11 protein-coding genes are annotated in these 22,606 nt (G+C 76.0%); 2 read left to right on the top strand and 9 right to left on the bottom strand.

What is annotated here, in order from left to right:
* Position 1 precedes the first annotated feature (1 nt).
* The 5 genes from ABTY61_RS07970 to ABTY61_RS07950 form a co-directional block, all read right to left on the bottom strand.
* A complete protein-coding gene (locus ABTY61_RS07970) occupies positions 2-1,147 on the bottom strand; it encodes an ATP-binding protein (protein ID WP_350504077.1) in 1,146 nt (381 codons plus the stop codon).
* Positions 1,144-6,279 (bottom strand): hypothetical protein, encoded by a 5,136-nt coding sequence (locus tag ABTY61_RS07965; RefSeq protein WP_350504076.1) that lies wholly within the window; start codon positions 6,277-6,279, stop codon positions 1,144-1,146. Before ABTY61_RS07965 ends, ABTY61_RS07970 begins: the two co-directional genes overlap by 4 nt.
* Positions 6,276-7,133, bottom strand: a complete 858-nt coding sequence (locus ABTY61_RS07960; RefSeq protein WP_502895238.1) for a DUF4132 domain-containing protein — start codon at positions 7,131-7,133, stop codon at positions 6,276-6,278. The genes ABTY61_RS07965 and ABTY61_RS07960 overlap by 4 nt, the downstream gene beginning before the upstream one ends.
* A 261-nt stretch (positions 7,134-7,394) precedes the next feature.
* Entirely contained in the window at positions 7,395-8,177 is a 783-nt protein-coding gene (locus ABTY61_RS07955) for an ABC transporter ATP-binding protein (RefSeq protein WP_350504075.1), read from the bottom strand.
* A 27-nt stretch (positions 8,178-8,204) separates the two neighbouring features.
* The gene (locus tag ABTY61_RS07950; protein WP_350504248.1) at positions 8,205-9,227 is read right to left on the bottom strand and encodes an ABC transporter substrate-binding protein; all 1,023 of its coding nucleotides are present in this window, start codon (positions 9,225-9,227) and stop codon (positions 8,205-8,207) included.
* Positions 9,228-9,332: 105 nt separating this feature from the next.
* On the opposite strand from ABTY61_RS07950, the gene fhuB reads away from it, so the two are divergent.
* Positions 9,333-11,492 carry a Fe(3+)-hydroxamate ABC transporter permease FhuB gene (gene fhuB / locus ABTY61_RS07945; RefSeq protein WP_350504074.1) on the top strand — a complete coding sequence of 720 codons (2,160 nt, stop codon included), beginning with the start codon at positions 9,333-9,335 and terminating at the stop codon, positions 11,490-11,492.
* Between the two features lie 18 nt (positions 11,493-11,510).
* Complete coding sequence (gene fes, locus ABTY61_RS07940; RefSeq protein WP_350504073.1) at positions 11,511-12,626, top strand: enterochelin esterase; 1,116 nt, start codon at positions 11,511-11,513, stop codon at positions 12,624-12,626.
* A 185-nt stretch (positions 12,627-12,811) separates the two neighbouring features.
* Here the strand turns inward: fes and ABTY61_RS07935 are convergent, their stop codons facing one another.
* From ABTY61_RS07935 to ABTY61_RS07920, 4 genes are all read right to left on the bottom strand, one after another.
* Positions 12,812-13,363 (bottom strand): YceI family protein, encoded by a 552-nt coding sequence (locus ABTY61_RS07935; RefSeq protein ID WP_350504072.1) that lies wholly within the window; start codon positions 13,361-13,363, stop codon positions 12,812-12,814.
* A 304-nt stretch (positions 13,364-13,667) separates the two neighbouring features.
* The gene (locus tag ABTY61_RS07930; protein ID WP_350504071.1) at positions 13,668-15,041 is read right to left on the bottom strand and encodes a DHA2 family efflux MFS transporter permease subunit; all 1,374 of its coding nucleotides are present in this window, start codon (positions 15,039-15,041) and stop codon (positions 13,668-13,670) included.
* The gene (locus tag ABTY61_RS07925) at positions 15,038-15,223 is read right to left on the bottom strand and encodes an MbtH family protein (protein WP_350504070.1); all 186 of its coding nucleotides are present in this window, start codon (positions 15,221-15,223) and stop codon (positions 15,038-15,040) included. The genes ABTY61_RS07930 and ABTY61_RS07925 overlap by 4 nt, the downstream gene beginning before the upstream one ends.
* On the bottom strand, positions 15,216-22,565 hold the full coding sequence (locus ABTY61_RS07920) for a non-ribosomal peptide synthetase (protein ID WP_350504069.1): 7,350 nt from the start codon (positions 22,563-22,565) through the stop codon (positions 15,216-15,218). The genes ABTY61_RS07925 and ABTY61_RS07920 overlap by 8 nt, the downstream gene beginning before the upstream one ends.
* Positions 22,566-22,606: the final 41 nt, after the last annotated feature.

Here is a 22,606-nt window from a genome sequence, read left to right as displayed (position 1 = left end):
GTCAGGCCTCCAGCGCCGAGCGGAGGTCCCACAGGGTGCGCCAGGTGGCCGCGCCCTGTTCGGCCCGGCGGCGGACCGGGCCGTCCCAGTAGCCGAGCAGCCGAGCCGCGTCCGCCGGGTCGTCCTTGCGGACCACGCCGAGGAGTTGGCCGGGGAGGCGGCCGAGGAGGTCGCCGCCGTCGGGCAGGTAGGCGGCGGTGACGCCGAGGGCGGTGGCGACGGAGACCGCTTCGGCGGTGCTCATCACGGTGGAGGGGCGTTCGACCTCCCAGCCCTCGGTGGAGCGGCCGGTGCGCAGGTCCCGGAAGGCGGTGACCAGTGCCTCCAGAACGGCGTCGTCGACGGCGTAGCCGGCGCCGGCCCGGGCGACGGCGACGGTGGACTGGCGGCGGACCAGTTCGACCTCGGCGGCGAGGCTGCCGATCGGGCCGACCGTCTCGAAGTTGAACCGCCGCTTGAGGGCGGCGGACATCTCGCTCACGCCCTTGTCCCGCAGGTTGGCGGTGGCGATCAGGGTGAAGCCGGCGGCGGCGTGCAGCTGCCCGTCCGGGGTGCCGGCCAACTCGGGGACGGCGATGCGGCGTTCGGAGAGCAGGGAGACCAGGGCGTCCTGCACCTCGGGCAGGCAGCGGGTGACCTCTTCGACCCGGGCGACGGCCCCGGTGGTCATCGCGGTGAGCACCGGGGAGGGGACGAGGGCTTCGCGGCTGGGGCCCTTGGCGAGCAGCAGGGCGTAGTTCCAGCCGTACTTGAGCTGGTCCTCGGTGGTGCCGGCGGTGCCCTGGACGGTGAGCGCGCTGGTGCCGCAGACGGCGGCGGCGAGCAGTTCGGAGAGCATCGACTTGGCGGTGCCGGGTTCGCCGACGAGCAGCAGGCCGCGCTCCCCGGCGAGGGTGACGACGCAGCGTTCGACCAGGGCGCGCTCGCCGACGAACTTGGGCTCGACGGCCAGGCTGCGGCGCCCGGCCTTGAGCTTCTCGCCGCCGCTGCCCATGACGAAGGTGACCACGGCGCGCGGGGTGAGGCGCCAGCCGGGCGGGCGCGGGCCGCTGTCGTGGGCGGCGAGGAACTCCAGTTCGGCGGCGTGCTTCTCCTCGGGCGGGACGATCTGCCGGGTTGCGGTGGCGGTGGTTTCGGTGCCGGTCATCGGCGGGCCTTCCTGCGCTTGCTGGTCTGGAGCTCTTCGTAGCCGGGGGCGTCGCCGTCGAGGGTGCGCTGCCAGGCGCGGGCGAACAGTTCGGGGACGGGCAGCCGCGGCAGCGCCGGCTGGTGGGCGGGCAGCGGGTACAGGGCGGCCTTCCAGGTCTCCACCGGCAGGGCGGGGGACTTGGCCTCCTGCCAGCCGCCGGGCAGGAAGAGGGTGCGGCCGGCCCGGGCCCGCTTGGCCTCCAGCACCAGTGCGTCGGCGGCGGCGAGTTCGGCGCGGGCCCGCTTGAGCCGGGCGGGCTTCCAGCCCGTCCAGCGGGCGGTGTTGCGGTCCGTCGGGTCGGGCAGGGCGAGCAGTTGGAGGTAGAGCGCGGCCGCGTCCTCTCCCAGGCCGTGGGTGCGGGCCGCCTCGGCGACCAGCTCGGGGACGCTGAACTGCGGGTTCTGCAGCCAGGTCTGGCCGTCGGCGGTGGCCGGGAGGGCGGCGGGGGCGACCAGGCGCTCCGGTTCGCCGTCCAGGACGGAGCGGACGGCGGTCAGGTCGTTGACGATCCAGTAGCCGTCGCCCAGGCCGAGGAGCAGGTCGAGCAGCGGGTCGTCGGCGCCGGTGAGGCCGGCGGGGCGCAGCCAGACCTGTTCGAGTTCGGCGTGGTAGGGGCTGAGGACGAGCGCCGGGCCGCAGCGGACCAGGCCGTCCGGGTCGGCTCCGCCCTCGGCGGGCAGGCCGAAGTGTTCGCGCAGGACCGCGGCCACCGGGGCGCCCTTGGCGGTGCGGACCAGGCCGAAGCCGATCAGCAGCTCGGGGTCGGCGAGCCGGTCGCGCAGCGCGGTGGCCGTGCCGGCCAGCGGCGGGCGCAGCGGGCTGTCGGCCGGCAGGTGGTAGGCGAGCCAGCGCAGGGCGTCGATCGCGCCGACGAGGGCGGCGGGGACGGCGCTCGCGTCCTCGGGCTCCAGTTGGGTGAAGCCCCGGCCGCTGTCGGGGTTCAACCGGTAGGTGGTGGTGCGGGTGAGCCACGCTGCCCGGCCGGGGTTGAGCATCTCCTCGATCTGGCTGATGGACACGCCCCGGACGCCGGGCAGGACGTCCTCGGGGAGGGTGACGAGCTGTCCGAAGTGCCGGTTCCACACCGCGGCCGCGGCCTGGACGTCGGGGCCCTCCGTCCACAGCCGCTTCGGGTCGTCGGTGGGCAGCAGGGCGCCCCAGACGTCGGCGATCGCGTAGTGGGCGTGCGCGCGCAGCCAGGCGTGGGCGGCCTTGACCTCGGCGGCCTTGAGGCCGTGTTCGGCGGGCACCTCGACCGTGCCCCAGTGCAGGAGGCCGGGGGGCGGGCAGAGCAGCAGGGTGGCGCGGGCGGTGCCGATGCCGGTGAGTTCGGCGAAGGCGGCGGCGCGGGCGGGCTGCCAGGGGACGGTGCCGCGCAGGGCGGCGACCCGACAGAACTTGGCGACCCAGGCGGCGCTGACGCGCTCCTCGGTGCCGCGCTCCTCGACGGTGGTGAAGTGGGCGACGGGACCGAACTCGCCGCTCGGGTCGTGGTCGACGGCGCGCCAGTGCACCGTCCCGTCCTCGTGCTGGTAGCGGTAGTCGAGGATCACCACGGTGCGGTCGCCGTGCCGTAGCACCTCGCCCTGCCGGTAGGGCTCCGGCCGTCGGCCCTTGGCGCGTTCGTCCGTCTCGGCGAGGACGACCTGGCGCAGGGTGGCGCCGCGGTCGGCGAGCGGCCCCCTGGTGAGCTCGCCGAGCAGCAGGACCAGTGTGGAGCGGTGCGCAGCCGTGGTGAGCGGGTTGGCGACGGCGTGGGCGAGGACGTCCACCCGGCCGAGCAGGTGCCGCCAGCCGTTGTGGGCGTCGCCGCCCCGCAGGGTGACGGTTCCCTGGGCGGTCCAGCCTCCGTCGCCCGCACCGCCGTCGGCTGCGCCCTCGCCGGCCGGGCCCTCGCCGGCCGGGACGGTCGGGGCCACGAGCGCGGCGCTGACGGCCCGCAGGTTGTTGAGCACGTGGTACTGCGCGGTCGTGCCCCAGCTGTTGCCGAGGCCGGCCGTTTCGGGCAGGACGGCACCGACCGCGTCGCGCAGCTGGTGGTCGCGGCCGTGGTCGGGACGGAACTCGGCGGCCTGGGCCTTGCTGGGCCGCTCGGCCTCCGGCTGGGGGAGGAACCGGGCGACCCGGTCGAGCAGGTCGGCGGCGGTGCGGGCGAACCCGGCGACGCCGGCCAGCAGCAGCGGGTGGGTGATCCCCGGGAGGGCGGCGCCGACCGCCTCGACCGGCAGGCTGTCGCGGGCCTCGCCGTGCTGGGCGAGCGGGCGCCGCACTCCCTGGACGGTGAGCCAGCGCTGCTCGTCCGCCGGGAGGGGTTCGGTGTCGACGGGCCAGGCGAGGTCGATCAGTCGGGCGGCCTGCTCGGTGGTCAGGGCGCGCAGCACCCGGGAGCCCGCCTCGTCGCGGGGCCGCAGGGCGTGCCAGTGGTCGTACGGCGGGATCAGCGCGGTGCCGGCGGCGGCCAGCTCGCCCGACCGGCAGGAGCGCACGCCCGCGGTGCGGTCCGCGCCGCCCGCGAGACCGGGCAGGTTGAGGAAGAGGAACTCGCCGGTGCGGGTGACCACCGGGCCCTGCGCGCCGGGCAGGGCGAGCCGGCCGACCGGGACGATGTGGGCCTGGGTGTCGTCGATGCTGTCCGGCGGCAGGACGATCCGCTGCCCGTCGGCGGTGAAGGTGGTGACGGCGCGTCCGGCGTCGCGGCGGACCCAGCTGCCGAGCACGGTGCCGTCGGTGCCGAGCGGGGTGCCCTCCAGACCGGGCTGCAGCGGCAGCAGGCGGGTGCTGTCGAGGACGAGCCGGCCGGCCGCCGCGGTGGCGGCGATCACCGGCGGTTCGGCGGCCCGGCCCAGGGCGCCGGTGGCCGGGTCGAGTTCGTGCAGGACCGCGGTGCCGTCCGGGGCGTGGCGCACTGTCCAGTGGCCGGTGCCGTCGCCGAGGACGGGGTGTGCCTCGGGCAGTCGGGTGTCGCCGGGGTGCAGCGGGCGGGCGCCGGTGGTGCGGCCGCCGCCGGGCAGCGGGAGGGAGGTGTCGTCGGGGTGGCGGTCGCCGTAGTGGTGGCCGGCGATGCTGCGGCCGGTGAGCTCGAAGACCTGCTCCGGCCGGCTGGACCAGTAGGCCTTCTGGTCGCCGGCCTCCTGCCAGACGACGAGGAGTTCGCCGTCGACGAACCGCAGCCGGGGCCGGTTGTACGTGCCGGGCAGCGGGGGCACCCGCAGGGTGTGCTCCAGCAGGATGCCGTCCGGGCCGACCACGAGGGCCCGGTCGTGGCGGGCGAGGACGAGGTGGGGCCAGGCGTCCTCGACGATCAGGTCGTCGAGGCCCTGGCGGCGGTGGCCGGGGGCGGTGCGCGGGTGGGCGTCGGGGGCGGGCGGGTCGGCGAGCCGGGCGAGCGCGTCCTCCAGGGCGGGCCAGCCGAGTTCATCCAGGATGCCGGCGCCGAGGGCGCGGGTGAGCAGCCCGGTGACGTCGAGCGCGGCGATCTTCTCGGCGGCGGCCGGGGCGACCGTGCGGATGGCGGTGCGGTGCAGGGTCAGCGAGCGGACCAGGTCGTCGGCGCCGACCAGGCCGCGGATGCTTGCGAGGTCCTCGGCGCGCTCCTCGGCCCACTCCCGGAACAGCTCGTTCAGCAGCGGCAGGGCGGCAGAGCGGTGCGTGACGGCCGGCTCCCAGGCGGGCGGGGCGGCGCGGCGCAGCAGCGGCCGGAAGCGTGCGTCGGCGGCGATGGCGGCGAGTGAGGCGCCGGCCGCATCCGGCCGGTCTTCCGTGCCGCTCTGGGAGACCCACTGGCGCAGGTCGAGGCCGAGGCCGGCCGGCGGGTCGGCCACCGGGATGCCCGCGGCCAGCAGGAGTTCCAGCAGGTCGATCCGGGTGAGGCCGGCGTTGGTGCCGGTGAGGAGGTCGACCGGGACGGCGTCGGCGCGCAGCCGCTCGACCATCCGCCCGGCCAGGGCGACGGTGTCCGGGCAGCTGGGCCTGGTGCGGTAGCCGCGGCCGAGGTGGTGGCACCAGCGCTGCAGCCAGGCGGCGGCGGGCTCGGCGCCCTCGGCGCGCGGGCCGGTGAGGAGTTCCTCGGCGCCGGTGTCGGCGAGGACCGCCAGCCAGGCGGCGTCCTGCGCGGCGGCGTCGGTGCCACCGGTGGCCGGGTCGGGCAGCAGTTCCAGCAGCCGGGCGCGGATCCGGGCGTCGCGGCGGCCCAGTTCGACGAGGGCGCCGTGCCAGGACGTCCAGAACGCGGCGGGCGCCCGGTTGACGGCCGGGGACTCCAGAAGTTCGGCGAGCAGGGCCTGTTCGTGCTCGGCGCGGTCCAGCCCGGCGGCCCGGATCAGCGCGCGGGCGTCCTCGGCGACCCCGGCGTACGGGGCCATGCCGGCCGCGGAGCGTTCGGTGCACAGCTGGCGGAAGCGCTGCCAGGCGGTCTGCGGGTCGAGCCGCCGGGCGAGCTCCTTGACGTACTGGCGCAGGGACTTGACGGTGAGCGCACCGGCCAGCGCGAACTCCAGGAAGACGGCGCGCAGCCGCTCCTCGTCGACGGGCAGGGTGTGGGTGCGCTCGGCCTCGCGGGCCTTGCCGAACCAGGCGGCGGCGTAGGTCTGGTTGCCGTGGGCGAGGAAGATCCGGCCGACCTCCTCGCAGAAGGTGGGCAGGAAGTGCGGGACGGCGCGGCCGAGCCGGGTGGCGAGCTCGTCGAAGCCGTCCTTGGCGGCGCCGGGCTTGGACCGGGCCTGCCGGGCCAGCCGTTCCAGGTCCTTGACGAGGGCGAGCGCGTGGTGCCCGTTGGCGGGGTCGTGGACCAGCGCCCAGGCGGGGAAGCCGAGCGCCTCCTGGCGGACCTGGCCGACCTCGGCGGGTCCGCCCTCGGGGGCGAGGCCGAGGAACTCCAGCGCGAGGTCCTCGGCGGGGCCGAGCGCGCCGGGGACGAGCCGGACGATCCGGCGGCCGTCGAGGGCGGGGTGGGCGTAGCCGCGGGCGGTCAGCACGTCGGCGGCGCTGTCGGGGCGGCCGGCCCCGGGCAGGGTGCCGGGCGGCAGGACGGCGCCGGCGTCGAGCAGCGCCTCGGGCGTCGCGGCGCCCTGGTGCGGGACGGTGGTGGTCATGCGGCGTCCTCCCCTTCGATCGTGCGGCCCGCGTACAGGGCGGCGGCCATCCTCATGCCCTCGGACCAGGCGACCGGTCCGACCTCGGCGAGCGGCAGGGACCGGCCGTCGGGGCCGGCCCAGCTGAGCGCGCCCGTCTCGCAGGCGTCGTACTCGTAGTAGTCGCCGACCCACACCCGGGCCTCGACGGTGCGGCCGCCCTCGGTGATCGGCTGGACGGCGGAGCCGCCGCGGACCCGGCAGCCGAGCCGGGTGCAGCGCCCGACCAGCTCGCGCAGTTCGCGGTAGCGGCCGCCGGCGTAGGTGCTCAGCCCGGTGCCGGCCGGGGGCTCGGCGGGCCGGTGCCAGACCTCGCGGTAGAGCTGCTGGACGCGCTGGGAGACGCCGAGTTCGACGGCGAACTCGCGCAGGTCGTCGAGGTCCGGGAGGAGCACCGGGTGGGGTATCAGGACCTCGCCGTCGGTGAGGCGCACGGTGTCGCCGTCCAGGTCGACCAGACCGAGGCCGCGCTCGGCGTCGGCGTCGCGCAGGAAGCCGGCCACGGCGCCGTCCGCGCCGGTGACCACGACGTCCCGCAGGACGGCCTGCCACGCCTCGTCCGGCCAGACGGCGGCGAGCACGGCGGCGGGCACCGGCAGCGAGCGCACCATCCACCGCTCGACGTCCTCCTGGCAGCGCCGCTCGTGCGCCGCGAGCCATTCGGAGAGCTGCTTGAGCTGGGCGACCACGGGGTCGTCAGCGAGCTTCGACGGGACGGACTTGAGGTCGCGGCCCGCCGCGTTGCGGCACACCACCCTGCCGTCCCCGTCGAGCGCGACGCGGTACCCTCCCGCGCCCGTTTCCACCCATGCCACAGCCGTACTCCTCCCACCGGGGAACGTCGTTCGATCGCCCCGCTGACCAGCGATGCGAGGAACGTAGCGAGGGTCACTGACAACGCGACGGGCGGGGTGGAGGCCGGTGGGAGGCGGACGCTTCGAAACCACTCGAACGGGTGGTCGATCGGGTACGCAGGGGGCGCCCGGAGGCCGCCGGACAGCGCCGGCCCTTCGGCCGCGTGAGAAGGCGGCGTCACCCCGCCCGGGGTGACGCCGCCTGCGCGGACAGCCGGACGCTCAGCCCAGCGGCGCCCGGGGGACGATGACCGGGGCCCCGTCGTCCGGGGCGGCCAGGACGTGGCTGTCGATGTCGTACAGCGCCCGCACCAGCGGCGCGTCCACCACCTCCCGGGGCGGCCCGCAGGCCACCACCGCGCCGTCCCGCAGGGCGACCAGCAGGTCGGCGTAGCGGGCGGCCGCCGCGAGGTCGTGCAGGACCATCACCACCGTGCGCCCGCCGGCCGCGACCGCCCGGACCAGCTCCAGCACCTCCACCGCGTGGCCGAGGTCGAGCGCGCTGGTCGGCTCGTCCAGCAGCACCAGGGGGGCGTCCTGGGCGAGCACCATGGCGAGCCAGCAGCGCTGCCGCTGGCCGCCGGAGAGCTGGTCCAGGCGGCGGTCGGCGAGCGCGTCGACGCCGGTGGCGCGCAGGGCCCCGGCGGTGAGCCGCTCGTCGTCGGCCGACCACTGGCGGAACAGCCCCTGGTGCGGGTGGCGCCCGTAGCGCACCAGGCCCGCCACGGTGACCGCCTCGGGGGCCTGCGGGCTCTGCGGGAGCAGCGCGACCCGGTGGGCGGCCCGGCGCGGGCGCAGCCGCCAGATGTCCTCGCCGCCGACCAGGATCCGTCCGCCGTCGGGCCGGTGCAGCCGGGCCACCGCCCGCAGCAGGGTGGACTTGCCGCAGCCGTTGGGGCCGACCACGGCCACCACCTGCCCGGCGGGCACGGTGAGGTCGATGCCGCCGAGCACCGGGCGGCCGGGCCGGTACCCGGCGGTGACGCCCTGGATCGTCAACTCCATCTCACAGTCCCCCGGTTCCGGCCGCGCTCAGGATCCGGCCAGGGCCTTGCCGAGGTCGCCGATGACGGCGTCGGCCGCCAGCGGACCGCCCCGGGTGGACCAGACCGAGCCGTCCACGGTGACGGCGCGGCCGTTCTTCACCGCGCCCAGCTGCTGGTAGGCGGGCTTGGACTGGACGTCCTTGAGCGCGGCCTTGCCGTCGTCGGTGAGGGTGGACAGGAACAGCCAGTCGCCGTCGATCTCGGAGAGCTTCTCCAGGCTGAGCGCCGGGCTGTGGGCGTTGCCGTCCTTGTCCTGGGCGGCCGGGCGGGTGAGGCCCATGTCGAGGGCGACGCCACTGGCGAACTGCTTCTTCTCCATCCAGCTCGGGCCGGTGGGGTTCCAGCGGACGATGGAGACGGCGGCGCCCTTGTTCCTGCCGAGGCCGGCGCCGGCCTCGGCGGCCTTGGCCTGGTAGTCGTGGATCACCTTGTCGGCCTGGTCGAGCTTGTTGACGGCGTTGCCGATGCCGCGGAAGGCGAGCTTCCAGTCGTCGGTGGGCGCCATGGTGACGAGGGTGGCGGGGGTGATCTCGCGCAGCTGCTTGAGCACCTGCTCGTCCTGCATGTCCCCGGCCAGGATCAGGTCGGGCTTGGCGGCGATCACCTTGTCCATCACCGGCTGGAGCAGGTTGCCGACCACCGGCACGCCCTGGACCTTGTCCTTGAGGTAGGCGGGCGGCTCGTTGAGCCCCTGGCCGTTGGTGATGCCGACCGGCTTGACGCCGAGGGCGAGCACCGCGTCGAGGTCCTCCTGGGTGAGGGTGACGATCCGCTTGGGCTCGGCGGGGACCTCGACGGCCCTGCCGGTGGCGTCCTTGACGGTGCGCCTGCCGCCGTCGGCCGCGTCCGCCGCGCCGCCCGGGGCGGCGGACGCGGAGTTCGAGGACTTCCCGGAGTTCGAGCCCGAGGAGCCGCAGCCGGTGAGCAGGAGGGCGGCCGCCCCGGTGACGGCCAGTACCCGGGCCGCGCGGCGGCGGACAGGGCGGAGCGGGCTCTGGGCGTACGGCATGGGTGCCTCCGGGGCGGGGTGGTACGGGAGTTGGGCGGCGTCCGGGTGGTCCGGCACGACGGCGGTGCCGAGGGGACGCCCCGTTCATTAGGTTAGCCTTACCTTATGACATTGTCGCAAGTGGGCGCCCACGAACCGCCCGCCGCCACCGCGCCCGACGCCCATCCCCCACCGGCCCGGGCCCGCCGCGGCAGCGCCTGGGCGGTCGCCGTCGGGGCGGTCGCGGTACTGCTCGCGCTCACCGCGCTCTCGCTCTCGGTCGGCGCCGGCGAGGTCGGACCCGGAAAGGTCCTGGACTACCTGCTCGACCGCGACGGTGCCCGCGCCGACGGCCGTCTCGCCCTGGTCGTCGGCGAGTTGCGCCTGCCCCGCACCCTCACCGCCCTGCTGGTCGGCGCCGCCCTCGGCGTCGCCGGCGCCCAACTCCAGTCCGTCACCCGCAACCCGCTGGCCGAGACCGGCCTGCTCGGCGTCAACGCGGGCGCCTCGCTCGGGGTCGTGCTCGGCATCGCCGTGCTCGGCGTGCAGACCTCCTACGGGTACCTCGCCTTCGCCTTCGGCGGCGCCGTCGTCGCCAGCACCCTGGTGCTGCTGATCGCCGGCGGCCGGGGCGGCGGCTCCCCCGTGCGCCTGGTGCTCGGCGGCTCCGCCGTCGGCGCGACCTTCGGCGGCATCACCGGCGTCCTCATCGTCAACTCGCCTGAGGCGTACGACCGTTACCGGGTATGGGTGCTCGGCTCACTGGCCGGGGTGGAAGGCTGGACGACGCTGCGCCAACTCGCCCCCGTCCTCGGCGCCGGCTTCCTGCTCGCCCTGCTCACCACCCGCCCGCTCACCGCCCTCACCCTCGGCGACGACCTCGCCCGCGGCCTCGGCCACCGCCCCGGCGCCACCCGCGCGGCCGTCGCCGCCGCCGTCACCCTGCTCACCGCCTCGGCCGTCGCCCTGGCCGGGCCGATCTCCTTCCTCGGCCTGCTCGCCGGCTTCCTGGCCCGCGCCCTCGCCGGGCCCCGGATCGGCCGACTCACCCTGCTCGCCGGGCTGTTCGGCGCCGCCGTGCTCACCGGCGCGGACGTGCTCGCCCGGGTGGCGGCCCGGCCCTTCGAGGCGCCGGTCTCGGTGATCGTCGCCCTGGTCGGCGCCCCGGCCCTGATCGCCATCGTCCGCTCCCGCCGCTCCGCCGCCCTCGTGCTCACCGACGCCGCCTCCGAAGCCCCACCCGTCCAGCGGTCCGAACCGCGCCCGGTAAAGGCGGACCCGGCGCTGCGCTACGGCGCCTGGTCCCTGCTGGTCCCGCGCCGACCGCTGCTCTGCGGACTCGGGCTGGCCGCCGCCCTGCTCACCGCCGTGGTCGTCTCCGCGCACGCCGGGCAGAGCGGACTCGGCCTCGGCCGGACCTTCCAGGCCGTGTTCGGCTACGGCGACCGACTGGACGTCCTGCTGGTGCAGAAGTTCCGCCTCGGCCGGATCGTCGCCGGACTCGCCGCCGGTGCCGCCCTCGGACTCGCCGGCTGCCTGACCCAGACCCTCGCCCGCAACCGGCTCGCCACCCCCGAACTGCTCGGCGTCAACGACGGCGCCACCGCCGCCGTGCTGATCTCCGCCACCGCCTCCGGCACCTTCGGCGCCTGGTGGGCCGGACCGCTCGGCGCGCTGGCCGCCGTCCTGGTCGTCACCCTCGTCTCCGGCGGGCTCGGCGCCCGCGGCTACCGGGTGCTGGTCGTCGGACTCGCCATGTCGGCGCTCGCCTCGGCGGTCGTCCAGGTCGCCCTGGCCCGCCGCTCGCTCAACTCCGCGGGCTCGCTGTACGTCTGGACCTCCGGCAGCCTCAACGGGCGGGACTACGCCATCGCCACGCCCGTACTGATCGGGCTCGCCGTACTGGTGCCGACCGCCCTGGTGCTCGCCCGACGGCTGGCGGTGCTGCGCTTCGACGACAGCGTGGCCGCCTCACTGGGCGTCGACCCCGGGCGGGTCCGGCTCGCCTGCCTGCTGCTCGCCGTCGCCCTCGCCGGGCTCGCCGTCGGGGTCTGCGGGCCGGTCGGCTTCGTGGCCCTCGCGGCGCCGGTGCTGGCCGCACGACTGGCCGGACCGACCCGGGTCCCCGTACTCGGCTCCGCACTCACCGGCGCACTGCTCGTCGTGCTCGCCGACACCCTCGGCCGGGTGCTGATCGGCGGGGTGGAGATCCCCGTCGGCATCGTCACCACCGTGCTCGGCGGGCCCTTCCTGCTCTGGGTGCTGCTCTCCCGCCGGACCGACTGACAAAGCAACGAGGAAACCGTGAACGCCTTTCCACTGATCGAGACCGACCCCGACGACCCCGCGTACCGGCTGGTCACCTTCGTCGCCACCGACCAGGACTGTGACGGTGTGCTCGCCCTCGTGCACACCGTCACCGACCGGGACCGGCACGCCGGAGACCTCACCCCGCACCTGATGCGACGCCGCGACGACCGCTGGGAACTCACCCACCGGCTGCGCGCCGACCACCGCGCCTCCTACCAGTTCCACCCGTTCCGGGGCGACGCCCCCGGCACCACCCGGGCCGACTGGCTGCACGTCCTCGACCACGCCCGCCCCGACCCGCACGACACCGAACCCCGGCTCCCGGCCCGCGACGGCCGCCACCCCTCCTCGGTGCTCAGCCTGCCCGAGGCCCCCGCCCAGCCGTACGTCCGGCGGCGCGAGGGCGTGCCGCGCGGGCGGACGATCCCCCGTACGGTGGCCGGCCGGCGGGTCGACGTCCACCTCCCCGCCGGACACGGCGGCGACGGCCCGTACCCGGTGGCGGTACTGCTCGACGGCGAGATGTGGGGCCAGGTGCTGTCCGTCGGCGACACCCTCGACAACCTGGCGGCGGACGGCGCCATCCCGCCCACCGTCACCCTGCTCGTCCACACCATGGGGCCGGGACGCCCCGACGACCTCAGCTGCAACCCGGCCTTCGTCGACCTCCTCGCCGACCGCCTCCTCCCCTGGGCCGGGGCCGAGTTCGGCGCGACCACCGACCCGCGCCGCACCGTTGTCGCCGGCCAGAGCGCGGGCGGCCTCACCGCCGCCTACGCGGCCTTCCGGCGGCCGGACCGCTTCGGCAACGCGCTCTCCCAGTCCGGCTCCTTCTGGTGGCCGGACGAGACGGAGTTCGACGAGGGCAGCGAATGGCTGACCCGCCGCTTCGCCGCCGAACCACGACGGGAGGCCCGGTTCTACGTCGAGGTCGGCCTCCAGGAGTGGATGCTGCTCACCCAGAACCGCCACCTGCGGGACGTCCTCACCGCCCGCGGCTACGACCTCCGCTACCGCGAGTTCAACGGCGGCCACGACTACGCCTGCTGGCGCGGCGGCCTGGCCGACGGGCTGGCGCACCTGCTGGGGTCACCCACCAGGACGGTTTAGGGTCGATTCGCATGGTTCACCCAGAACGCTTCTTCCGCCCCGGGCTGAGGCACCGGACAGGCCTCGTGCCGCCGTCGGCGGCGCGACCGCGCCCGCCCCGGACGAGAGGTGCGCCGCTCCCGGCCTTCTGCCCGAACACCTGACGGCGGTGCCCACCGCCTCAGCCGTGGGCACCGCCGGCCCTGCTAGCTCTGCTTGATCGCGGACAGGTCGAACTCCAGCACCACCTTGTCGCCGACCAGCACCCCGCCGCCCTCCAGCGCCGCGTTCCAGGTCACCCCGAACTCCTTGCGGCTGATCGTCACCGAACCCTCCAGGCCCACCCGCAGGTTGCCGTACGGGTCGACGGCGTTGCCGGTGTACTCGAAGTCGATGCCGATCGGGCGGGTGGTGTCCTTGATGGTGAGGTCGCCGGTCACCCGGTACTCGGTGTCGGACTTCGCCTCGACCGCGGTGGAACGGAAGGTGATGTCGGGGAAGTTGGGGGCGTCGAGGAAGTCGTTGGTCCGCAGGTGCTGGTCGCGCTGCTCGACGCCGGATTCGATGCTCTCCGCCTTGATCACCACCTGTCCGGTCGACCTCGACGGGTCGCTGCCGTCCAGGTGGGCGCTGCCCTCGAACCGCCCGAACGAGCCCCGCACCTTGGTCACCATGGCGTGCCGCGCGACGAAGCCGATCCGGGAGTGGGCGGGGTCGAGGACGTAGTCCCCGGTGAGCTCGGGAAGCGAAACGGTCATGAGGAACCTCCAGAGGCGGCCCGGGTCCCGGGCGTCAGCCTGCAAGGTGCCAGCCCAATGCAGTACCGCCCCGCCCGCCGCGCGGCACCGGTCCGCCAGGTTCCCGCGAACGGGTGAAACCGGGTCAGTCCCGGTAAGGGGACGAGCCTCGCCAGGTCCGGTTCGAAGCCGAACGGTTCGGGGATCCGGATCGTCTCGCCGAACTCCCGCTCGGTGCGGGTGCGGTACCGGTCGCGGTTCGGCTCGGAGAACCGGGTGACGGTCCGGCCGGGCGGTGGTGGCGCCCGGCCGGACGGGGTGACGCTCAGGCCGCGCGCGGAAGGCGGCGGGCAAGGAGGGTGCCGGCGGCGACCAGGAGGGCGGTGAGGGCCAGCGCGACCCGGTAGGGGGCGGGGTCGGCGCCGTCACCGAGGGCGCCGATCAGAGCGGCGGTGGCGGCGATGCCGAGGGCGCCGCCGAGGGTGCGCAGGATGGTGAACAGCGCCATCGCCCGGCCCATCGCGGGCGGCGGGACGTCGGCGAAGCCGGCGATCTGGACGGTGAGCACGGCGGTGCCCAGCACCAGCCCGACCGCGAACATCAACGCCCGTACGGCCCACGGGTTCTCGGCGAGGCCGAGGGCGGCGAGGATCGCCGCGGCCAGCAGCAGGGCGGGCAGGGCGAGGCGGCGGGGGCCGAGCCGGGGCAGCAGGCGGTCGACCAGCTGGGAGGCGGCCATCAGGCCGATCGCCTCCGGGAAGACGCTCAGCCCGGCGTCCAGGGCCGTGGCGCCGCGGGCGGCCTGGTAGAGCAGGGGCAGCACGAACAGGGCGCCCATCAGTGCGGCCGAGGTGAGCAGGGCCAGCCAGCTCGCCGCGCCGTAGGACCGGTCGGCGAGCAGTCGCAGGTCCACCAGCGGTTCGGGGGCGCGGAGTTGGTTCCGAACGGCCAGCGCCAGCAGGACCGCCCCGGCGAGCCCGCCGAGCCAGACCGCCGGTGCCGTCCAGCCGTGGGCCGGGCCGAAGCCGAGGGCGTAGGTGAGCAGGCCGAGTCCGGGGGTGGCGAGCAGGAAGCCCCGGGTGTCGAAGCGGCCCGCCGAGGGTTCCGGTGCGGTCCGCAGGGCGGCCAGGCCGATCGCCACGGCGGCGATCCCGACCGGCAGGTTGACCAGGAACAGCCAGTGCCAGGAAAGGTGTTCGGTGAGGAAGCCGCCGAGCGGCGGCCCGAGGGCGGGCATCAGGGCGGTCGGCACGATCAGGATCCGGCCGAGGCGCGGGCGTTCCCGCGGTTCGAAGGCGCGGAACAGCAGGGTCATGCCGACCGGGGTGAGCAGGCCGCCGGCCACGCCCTGGACGGCGCGGGCGGCCGCCAGGGCGCCGAGGCCGGGGGCGGAGGCGCAGAGGGCGGAGGCGAGGGTGAAGACGGCGAGCGCGCCGAGGAAGACCCGCTTCACGCCGTACCGGTCGCCCAGCCAGCCGGCCACCGGCAGGCCGAGGGCGAGGCCGACCAGGAAGGCGGTCTCGACGGAGTTGGCCGCCGCGACGGGCCGGCCGAAGTCCTCGGCGATGCGGTAGAGAGCGGGGTTGACGATGGTCGAGTCGAGGCCGTTCATGCACATCGCGGCGGTGTACACGACGACCACCGCGGTGCGCCCCGCGAGCAGGGGGCGCGCCGGGGACGCGACGGCCGGAGGGGTCACAGGTCGGTCCAGTGCGCGGTGATCCAGGCCAGGGCGTCGGGGCGCGCGCAGGGGCCGTGGGCGACGGTCCAGCCGGCCGGGACGGCGGCGAAGGCGGGCCACAGGGAGTGCTGGCCCTGGCCGTTGACGAGGGCCAGGAACTCGCCGTCGGCGTCGAAGGGGTTGGCGGGGGCGTCACTCATGGTCGGGGTTCTCCAGGCGGTCGGCGATCACGCCCGCGATGTGCGCGATCGGGGCGGGCAGGGTCATGTCCTTGTGCGAGCAGGCCACGTCGGTGTTGTCGATCCGGCCGGTCACGTAGGGGGCCCACAGTTCGGGCACCAGGGTCTCGTCGATGGTGTCGACGGTGGCGCGGAAGAACCGCACGTCGCCGTGGAAGGGACGGTGGTCGTAGCCGCGCACCAGGTGGTTGGTGTTGAGGTAGATCTCGTTGAGCGCCGTCACGGTCGCCCGGTCGAGGCCGGCCAGCGGGCTGCCCTCGCGCCCCAACAGCGCGATGACGGCGTCGAGTTCGAGCGGCTGCCCGGCGAGGTCGTCGGGCCCGAAGCCGCCCATGGTCAGCAGTGCCTCCAGGGCTTCGGCCTGGTCGGGGACGGGCAGGTCGCGGAAGCCCTCGGCCGGGTAGGCGTCCAGGATCGCCAGCAATTCGACCCGCTGGCCCAGCTCCTGGAGCCGGACGGCCACGGCGTGGGCGATGATCCCGCCGGTGGACCAGCCGAGCAGCCGGTACGGGCCTTCGGGCTGGACCTCGCGCAGCCGGTCGGCGTAGTGCGCGGCCAGCTCCTCCATCGTGGCGGGCAGCGGCTCGCCGACCGTGGCGGCGCCGACGCCCTGGGCCTGGAGGCCGTACAGCGGAACATCGGCCGGGAGGTGGCGGATCAGGCCGGTGTAGCACCAACTGAGGCCGCCGGCCGGGTGGACGGCGAACAGCGGAGCGCGGCGGCCGGGGGCGGTGGGCCGCAGCGGGAGCAGGACGTCCAGGGCGTCGGCACCGGGGGCGCCGTCGGACAGCGCGGCGTCGAGCGCGGCCACGCTGGGGGCCTGGAACAGCGCGCCGATACCGACCTCCAGGCCGAGCACCTCGCGGATCCGGCCGGCCAGCCGGACCACCAGCAGGGAGTGGCCGCCGAGCGCGAAGAAGTCGTCCTCGACCCCGACCGCCGCCAATCCCAGCACCTCGGCGAAGAGTTGGCACAGCTGCTGCTCGCGCGGGCTGCGCGGCGGGCGGCCGGCTCCGGCGGCGGGGGCGTCGGGGGCGGGCAGGGCGCGGCGGTCGAGCTTGCCGTTGGCGGTCAGTGGCAGCCGGTCGAGCGGGACCACGGCGGACGGCACCATGTGGGCGGGCAGTTCGGCGGCGGCGTGGGCCCTGAGCTCCTCGGGTCCGGCAGTGCCCACCGCGTAGCCGATCAGGCGCTGGTCGCCTGGGGTGTCCTCGCGGACCACCACGGCGGCGTCGGCGACACCCGGATGGGCGGCCAACACGGCTTCGATCTCGCCGAGTTCGATCCGGAAGCCGCGCAGCTTGACCTGCTGGTCGGCGCGGCCGAAGTACTCCAGCACGCCGTCCGCGCGGCGCCGGGCGAGGTCGCCGGAGCGGTACATCCGGGCGCCCTGCTCGCCGAACAGCCCGGCGTACGGGTCGGCGACGAAGCGGGTGGCGGTGAGTCCGGGGCGGCCGAGGTAGCCGCGGGCCAGGCCGGCCCCGGCGACGTACATCTCCCCGGTGACGCCGGGCGGGACGGGCTGGAGGTGCTGGTCGAGGACGTAGACCCGCAGGTCGGGGATGTTGACGCCGATGGTGCTGCTGCTGGTGGCGGCGGCGCTCGCCCGGTCGAGGGCGATGTACGAGACGTGCACGGTGGTCTCGGTGATGCCGTACATGTTGACCAGGGTGGGCGCGTCCTGCGGGTGGCGGGCGTACCAGTCGTCGAGGCGGCCGAGTTCCAGCGCCTCGCCGCCGAACACCACGTAGCGCAGGGCGAGTTCGCTGCCGGGCCGGTCCCGGTCGGCGGCGCTGAGCTGGTAGAAGGCGGACGGGGTCTGGTTGAGCACGGTGACGCGCTCGCGGGCGAGCAGGTCGAGGAAGGCGGCCGGGTCGCGGCTGACCAGGTGCGGGACGACGACCAGCCGGCCGCCGTACAGCAGGGCGCCCCACAGCTCCCAGACCGAGAAGTCGAAGGCGTAGGAGTGGAAGAGGGTCCAGACGTCCTGGGCGCCGAAGCCGAACCAGTGGTCGGTGGAGCTGAACAGCCGGGCGACGTTGCGGTGGGTGACGGGCACGCCCTTGGGCCGGCCGGTGGAACCGGAGGTGTAGATGACGTACGCGGTGTCCTCGGCGCGCAGCGGGCGGGTGCGTTCGTGCTGGGCGAGCGGGGTGGCCGGGTACTTCGCCGACTCCGGTCCGTCGACGAGGAGTCGGGGTACGGAGTGCTCGGGCAGCCGGGGGGCGGTGGCGCGATCGGTGAGCAGGGCGGCGGGGGCGGCGTCGGCCAGCATGTAGGCGAGGCGGTCGGCCGGGTAGTCGGGGTCGAGCGGGAGGTAGGCGGCGCCGGACTTGGCCACCGCGAGCAGGGCGACGACCAGGTCGACCGAGCGGGGCAGGGCGAGCGCGACGATGGTGCCGGGGCCGATGCCGTGGGCGGCCAGCAGGCGGGCCAGGCGGTCGGCGCGGGCGGCGAGTCGGGTGTAGTCGAGTCGGTCGTCGCCGCAACTGACCGCTACGGCCAACGGGTTGGCGGCAGCCGCGGCCTCGAAGAGCTCGGGCAGGGTGGCGGCCGGGTCGACGGTGGACCGAGGGGTAGCGGGCTCCGGGGCGCCGTTCCACTCGACCAGGGCTCGCCGGCGCTCCGCCGCGCCGATCAGCGGCAGTCGGCCGATCGGCGTGTCCGGGTCGGTGGCGGCGGCGGCGAGCAGCCGGGTGAGGCGGTCGGCGAGGGCGGTCGCGGTGGCGGGGTCGAAGAGGTCGGTGCGGTACTCCAGGAAGCCGCCGATGCCGCCGTCGGGCCGCTCCCCCGCATTGAGGGTGAGGTCGAACTTGGCCGTGCCGCTGGGGATCGCGGCGATCTCGGCGGTCAGGCCGCCGCCGAGCGCGACGGGTTCGTCGGCGCGGCTCTGCCAGGCGAGCATCACCTGGAACAGCGGGTGGCGGGCGAGCGAGCGGGCCGGGTTGAGCTCCTCGACCAGGCGGTCGAAGGGCAGGTCGGCGTGCTCGTGGGCGGCCAGTACGGTGCCGCGCACGCGCTGGAGCAGCTCCCGGAAGGACGGGTCACCGGACGTGTCGGTGCGCAGCACCACGGAGTTGACGAAGTAGCCGACCAGGGCGGCGGTCTGCCCGTCCTCGCGCCCCGCGAGCGGGGTGCCGATGGGGATGTCGGTGCCGCAGCCGTGCCGGGTGAGCAGGGCGGCGAGGCCGGCCTGGACGGCCATGAACACCGTGCTGCCGGTGGAGCGGGCGAGCCCGGCGAGGGCCGCGTGCGCCTCGGCGCCGAGGGCGAAGGGGACGGTGGCGCCGTCGTGCCCGGCCACGGCGGGGCGGGGGCGGTCGGTGGGCAGGTCCAGCTGGTCGGGCAGTCCGGCGAGCGCGGTGCGCCAGTGCGCGCTCTGCCGTACGGCGAGCGGCGTGGGCTCGTCCGCGGTGCCGAGCAGGTGCCGCTGCCAGGCTGCGTGGTCGGCGAACTGGACCGCCAGTGGTTCGAGTTCGGGCGCGCGACCGGCCTGCCGGGCGGCGTAGGCGGCGGCCAGGTCGCGCAGCAGCGGGGTGGTGGAGGCCCCGTCGCCCGCGATGTGGTGGAGCAGCAGGAGCAGGGTGTGCCGTTCGGGGCCGTGGCCGAACAGCGTGGCGCGCAGCGGCGGTTCGGCGGCGAGGTCGAAGGCGTACCGGACGGCGTCGGCCGGCTCCCCTGCACCGTCGTGGAGTTCGACCGGAGCGGGGGACGTGATCCGCTGGAACGGCGTGCCGTCCGGTTCCTCGCCGTAGACGGTGCGCAGGACTTCGTGGCGGGCGGTGAGGTCGCCGAGGGCGAGGGTGAGCGCGGCGCGGTCGAGCGGGCCGGTGAGGGTCAGGGCGAGCGGGATGTTGTAGGTGGGGCTGGGGCCTTCGAGCCGGTGCAGGAACCAGAGGCCGCGCTGGGCGGGCGAGAGCGGCATCCGGTCGGCGCGGGGTACGGGCAGCAGGGCCGGACGGGGCTCGGGCCGTTCGACCTGCGGTTCGCCCTGGAGCAGGGCGGCAAGGGCGGCCGGGGTCGGGTGGCGGAACACGTCGGCGAAGGCGACCGGTGCGGCGAAGGTCTCACGCAGCCGGGCGGCCAGGCGGCCGGCGAGCAGGGAGTGGCCGCCGAGGTCGAAGAAGGAGTCCTCCCGCCCGGGCGCCTCGGGCAGGCCGAGGACGTCGGCGAACAGTGCGCAGACCAGTTCCTCCTGCGGGCCGGCGGCTGCCGCGCCGCGGGCGGTGGCGGCGGGCTCCGGGAGGGCGCGGTGGTCGAGCTTGTCGTGGGCGGTGCGCGGCAGTTCGTCCAGCACCTGGACGGCCGCCGGGACCATGTGGGCGGGCAGCCGGGCGGCGAGCGCGGCGCGCAGGGCCTGCGGGTCGGGCGCGTGACCGGCGACGGGGTGGCCATCGGTGGCGGCGAGCCCACCCGCGGCCGGGACGACGTAGCCGAGCAGTCGCTTGCCCTGCGGCCCGGGGCGGGCGATCACCACGGCCTGCGCGACGCCCGGGAGTTGGGCCAGGACGGCGGCGATCTCGCCGGGCTCGATCCGGAAGCCGCGGATCTTCACCTGGTCGTCGGCCCGGCCGAGGAACTCCAGGGTGCCATCGGGGCGGCGGCGGGCGAGGTCGCCGGTGCGGTACATCCGGCCTCCGGGCGGGCCGTAGGGGTCGGCGAGGAAGCGTTCGGCGGTGAGGTCGGGGCGGCCGAGGTAGCCGCGGGCCAGGCAGGCGCCGGCCACGTACAGTTCACCGGTCACGCCGTCGGGCGCAGGGCGCAGCGAGCCGTCCAGGACGTAGGCGCGGGAGCCGCGCACCACCCGTCCGATCGGGGCGCCGTCCGGGCCCGGGGTCCAGGCGTAGGCGTCGACGGTGGTCTCGGTGGGGCCGTAGAGGTCGATCGGGTGCAGCCCGGGGACGGCGGCCAGGCGCTGCCAGAGCGCGGGCGGGGTGGCCTCGCCGCCGACCGCGAGCACCGACGGGCGGTGCCGGCCCTCGTCCAACACTCCTTCGGCGAGGAGGACTTCGAGGTAGGAGGGGGTGAGGTCGAGGTAGTCGATGCGCTCGCGGTGGAGGTGGGCGGCGAGGGCGGCCGGGTCGCGGTAGGTGGCGTCGTCCAGCAGGTGGAGTTCGTGGCCGTGGACCATCCACAGCACCGGGTCCCAGGAGGCGTCGAAGGCGAAGGAGGCGCTGTGGGCGATCCGCAGGCGCTCGCGGCCGGCGCGGCGGACGGCGGGGGCGATGTGGTCCTCGGCGTGGCCGGCGTGCAGGTTGGCGAGCGAGGCATGGGTGACGACCACGCCCTTGGGGCGGCCGGTGGAGCCGGAGGTGTGCAACACGTAGGCGGCGTCGTGGAGTTGCGGGGGCACCAGGGGGGCCTCGGGCGATTCCTCGGGGGCCTCGGGGGCCTCCGGCGATTCCTCGGGGGCCTCCGGCGAGTCCTCGCCGTCCTGCGGCCGGAGGATGGCCAGGCCGGGCGGCAGGTCGAGGGCGGCGAGCGCCTCGGGGGTGCCGACCGCGCAGACCGGACGGGCGTCGGCGAGCACCGCGGCGAGCCGCTGCCGGGGGTGGGTCAGGTCGAGGCTGACGCAGGCACCGCCGGCCTTGAGCACGGCGAGCATCGCGACCAGGGTGTCCGCGCTGCGCGGCAGGGCGAGGGCGACCGGTGCGCCGGACCGGACGCCGAGGGCGCTCAGCCGGCGGGCGAGGCGGTCGGAGCGGCGCTCCAACTCGCCGAAGGTGAGGGCGGTTTCGCCGCAGCGGACGGCGACGGCGGCCGGGGTGCGGGCGGCCTGGGCGGAGAACAGCTCGGGCACGGTCCGCTCGACCGGGGGTTCGGTCCGGCCTTCGGTGGCGCGACGCAGGGCCTCGGCGTCCAGCAGGTCGATCCGGCCGATCGGGGTCCTCGGGTCGGCGAGCAGCAGCTCGGCGAGGGCGTCGAGGTAGCGCAGCAGGCCGTCGCGGTGGGCGGCCAGTGAGGCGGCGCCGTGGCGGGCCGGGTCGGCGTCGAGGGACAGGCGCAGGGCGCCGTCGGGGCCGGGCGAGACGTTCACGGCGAGGTCGTCGACGGGCCCGGCGGCGAGGTTGCGGACCACGCCGGGCAGGCCGGCCAGGTCGAGGTCGCCCTCGAAGGCCTTGATGTTGACCATCGGGCCGAACAGGGCACGGCGCCCGCCGGTGCCGCCGAGGTCGCGGCGCAGGTCCTCCAGGGGGTAGCGCTGGTGGCGGCGGGCGGCGCGCACGGCCCGGACCACCTGGCGCAGCAGGTCCTCGGCGGCGTCGGCGGGGCGGACGGCGAGGCGCAGCGGGAGGACGTTGGCAGCGGCGACGGGGGTGCGCAGGGCGGCCGGGCCACGGCGGTTGGCGAGCGGGAGGCCGAGCAGGACGTCCTCGGCGCCGGTCAGGCGGTGCAGGTAGCCGGCGGTGGCGGCGAGGAGGAGCTCGGCCCAGGTGGCGCGGGCGGCGGTGGCGGCGCGCTCCAGACGCTCGCGGGCGCCGGCGGGGAGGGTGGCGGTCAGGCGCAGCGGGGCGGCCGCGGGCCCGGGAGCCTCGGCGGGGGTGCCCGGCGGGATGCCGGGCAGGGTGGCCGGGGCTTCGGCACCGGCGAGCTGGGCGGACCAGTGGGCGCGGTCGGCCCGGTAGTCCTCGCCCGCCCGGTAGGCGGTCTCCTCGGCGACGGCCTCGGCGAGGCTCGCGAAGGGGCTGGGGCCCGGTTCGGCTCCGCTGGTGCGGGCGGTGTAGTGGGCGGCTACGCGGTCGCCGAGGAGGGCCAACGCGTAGGCGTCGACGGCGAGATGGTGGATCCGGCGGTACCAGATCCGGTGGTCGTCGGCGAGCCGGATGAGCGCGTGGGTGAACAGCGGGCCGGTGGCGAGGTCGGCCGGGCGGGCGAGGTCGGCCGGGCGGGCGAGGTCGGCCCGCATCCAGGCCTCGGCCTCGGCTGCCGGGTCGTCGGCGGCGCGCAGGTCGAGGCGGTGCAGCGGCCAGCGGTGGCCGGGGTTCAGGCGCTGGTACGGGATGCCGTCCGAGCCGGTGACGACGACCGCACCGAGGGCCTCGGCCTCGTCGACCGTCTGCCGCAGGGCCGCTTCGAAGGATTCCTCGTCGAGCGCTCCGGTGATCTCGACGGCGTCGCCCGTGTTGTAGACCGGGCTGGCGGGGTCGAGCGACTGGGCGTACCAGACGGCGGCCTGGGCGGCGAGCAGCGGGACGTCGGCGGGCCGGGCCCCGGTGGGCTGCTGATCGACGGGCTGCGTTTCGACGGGCTGCGTTTCGACGGCGGGCTGCGCTTCGGCGGGCTGCGTTTCGACGGCGGGCATGGTGCGGAGAGCTCCTCGGGGATCCGGAACGCATTACTTAG

It is taken from the genome of Kitasatospora sp. NPDC096128 (assembly GCF_040303105.1).
GTDB lineage: Bacteria > Actinomycetota > Actinomycetes > Streptomycetales > Streptomycetaceae > Kitasatospora.
Note: the sequence above shows the minus strand (reverse complement) of the source record. Positions and strands in the feature narration are given on the sequence as shown.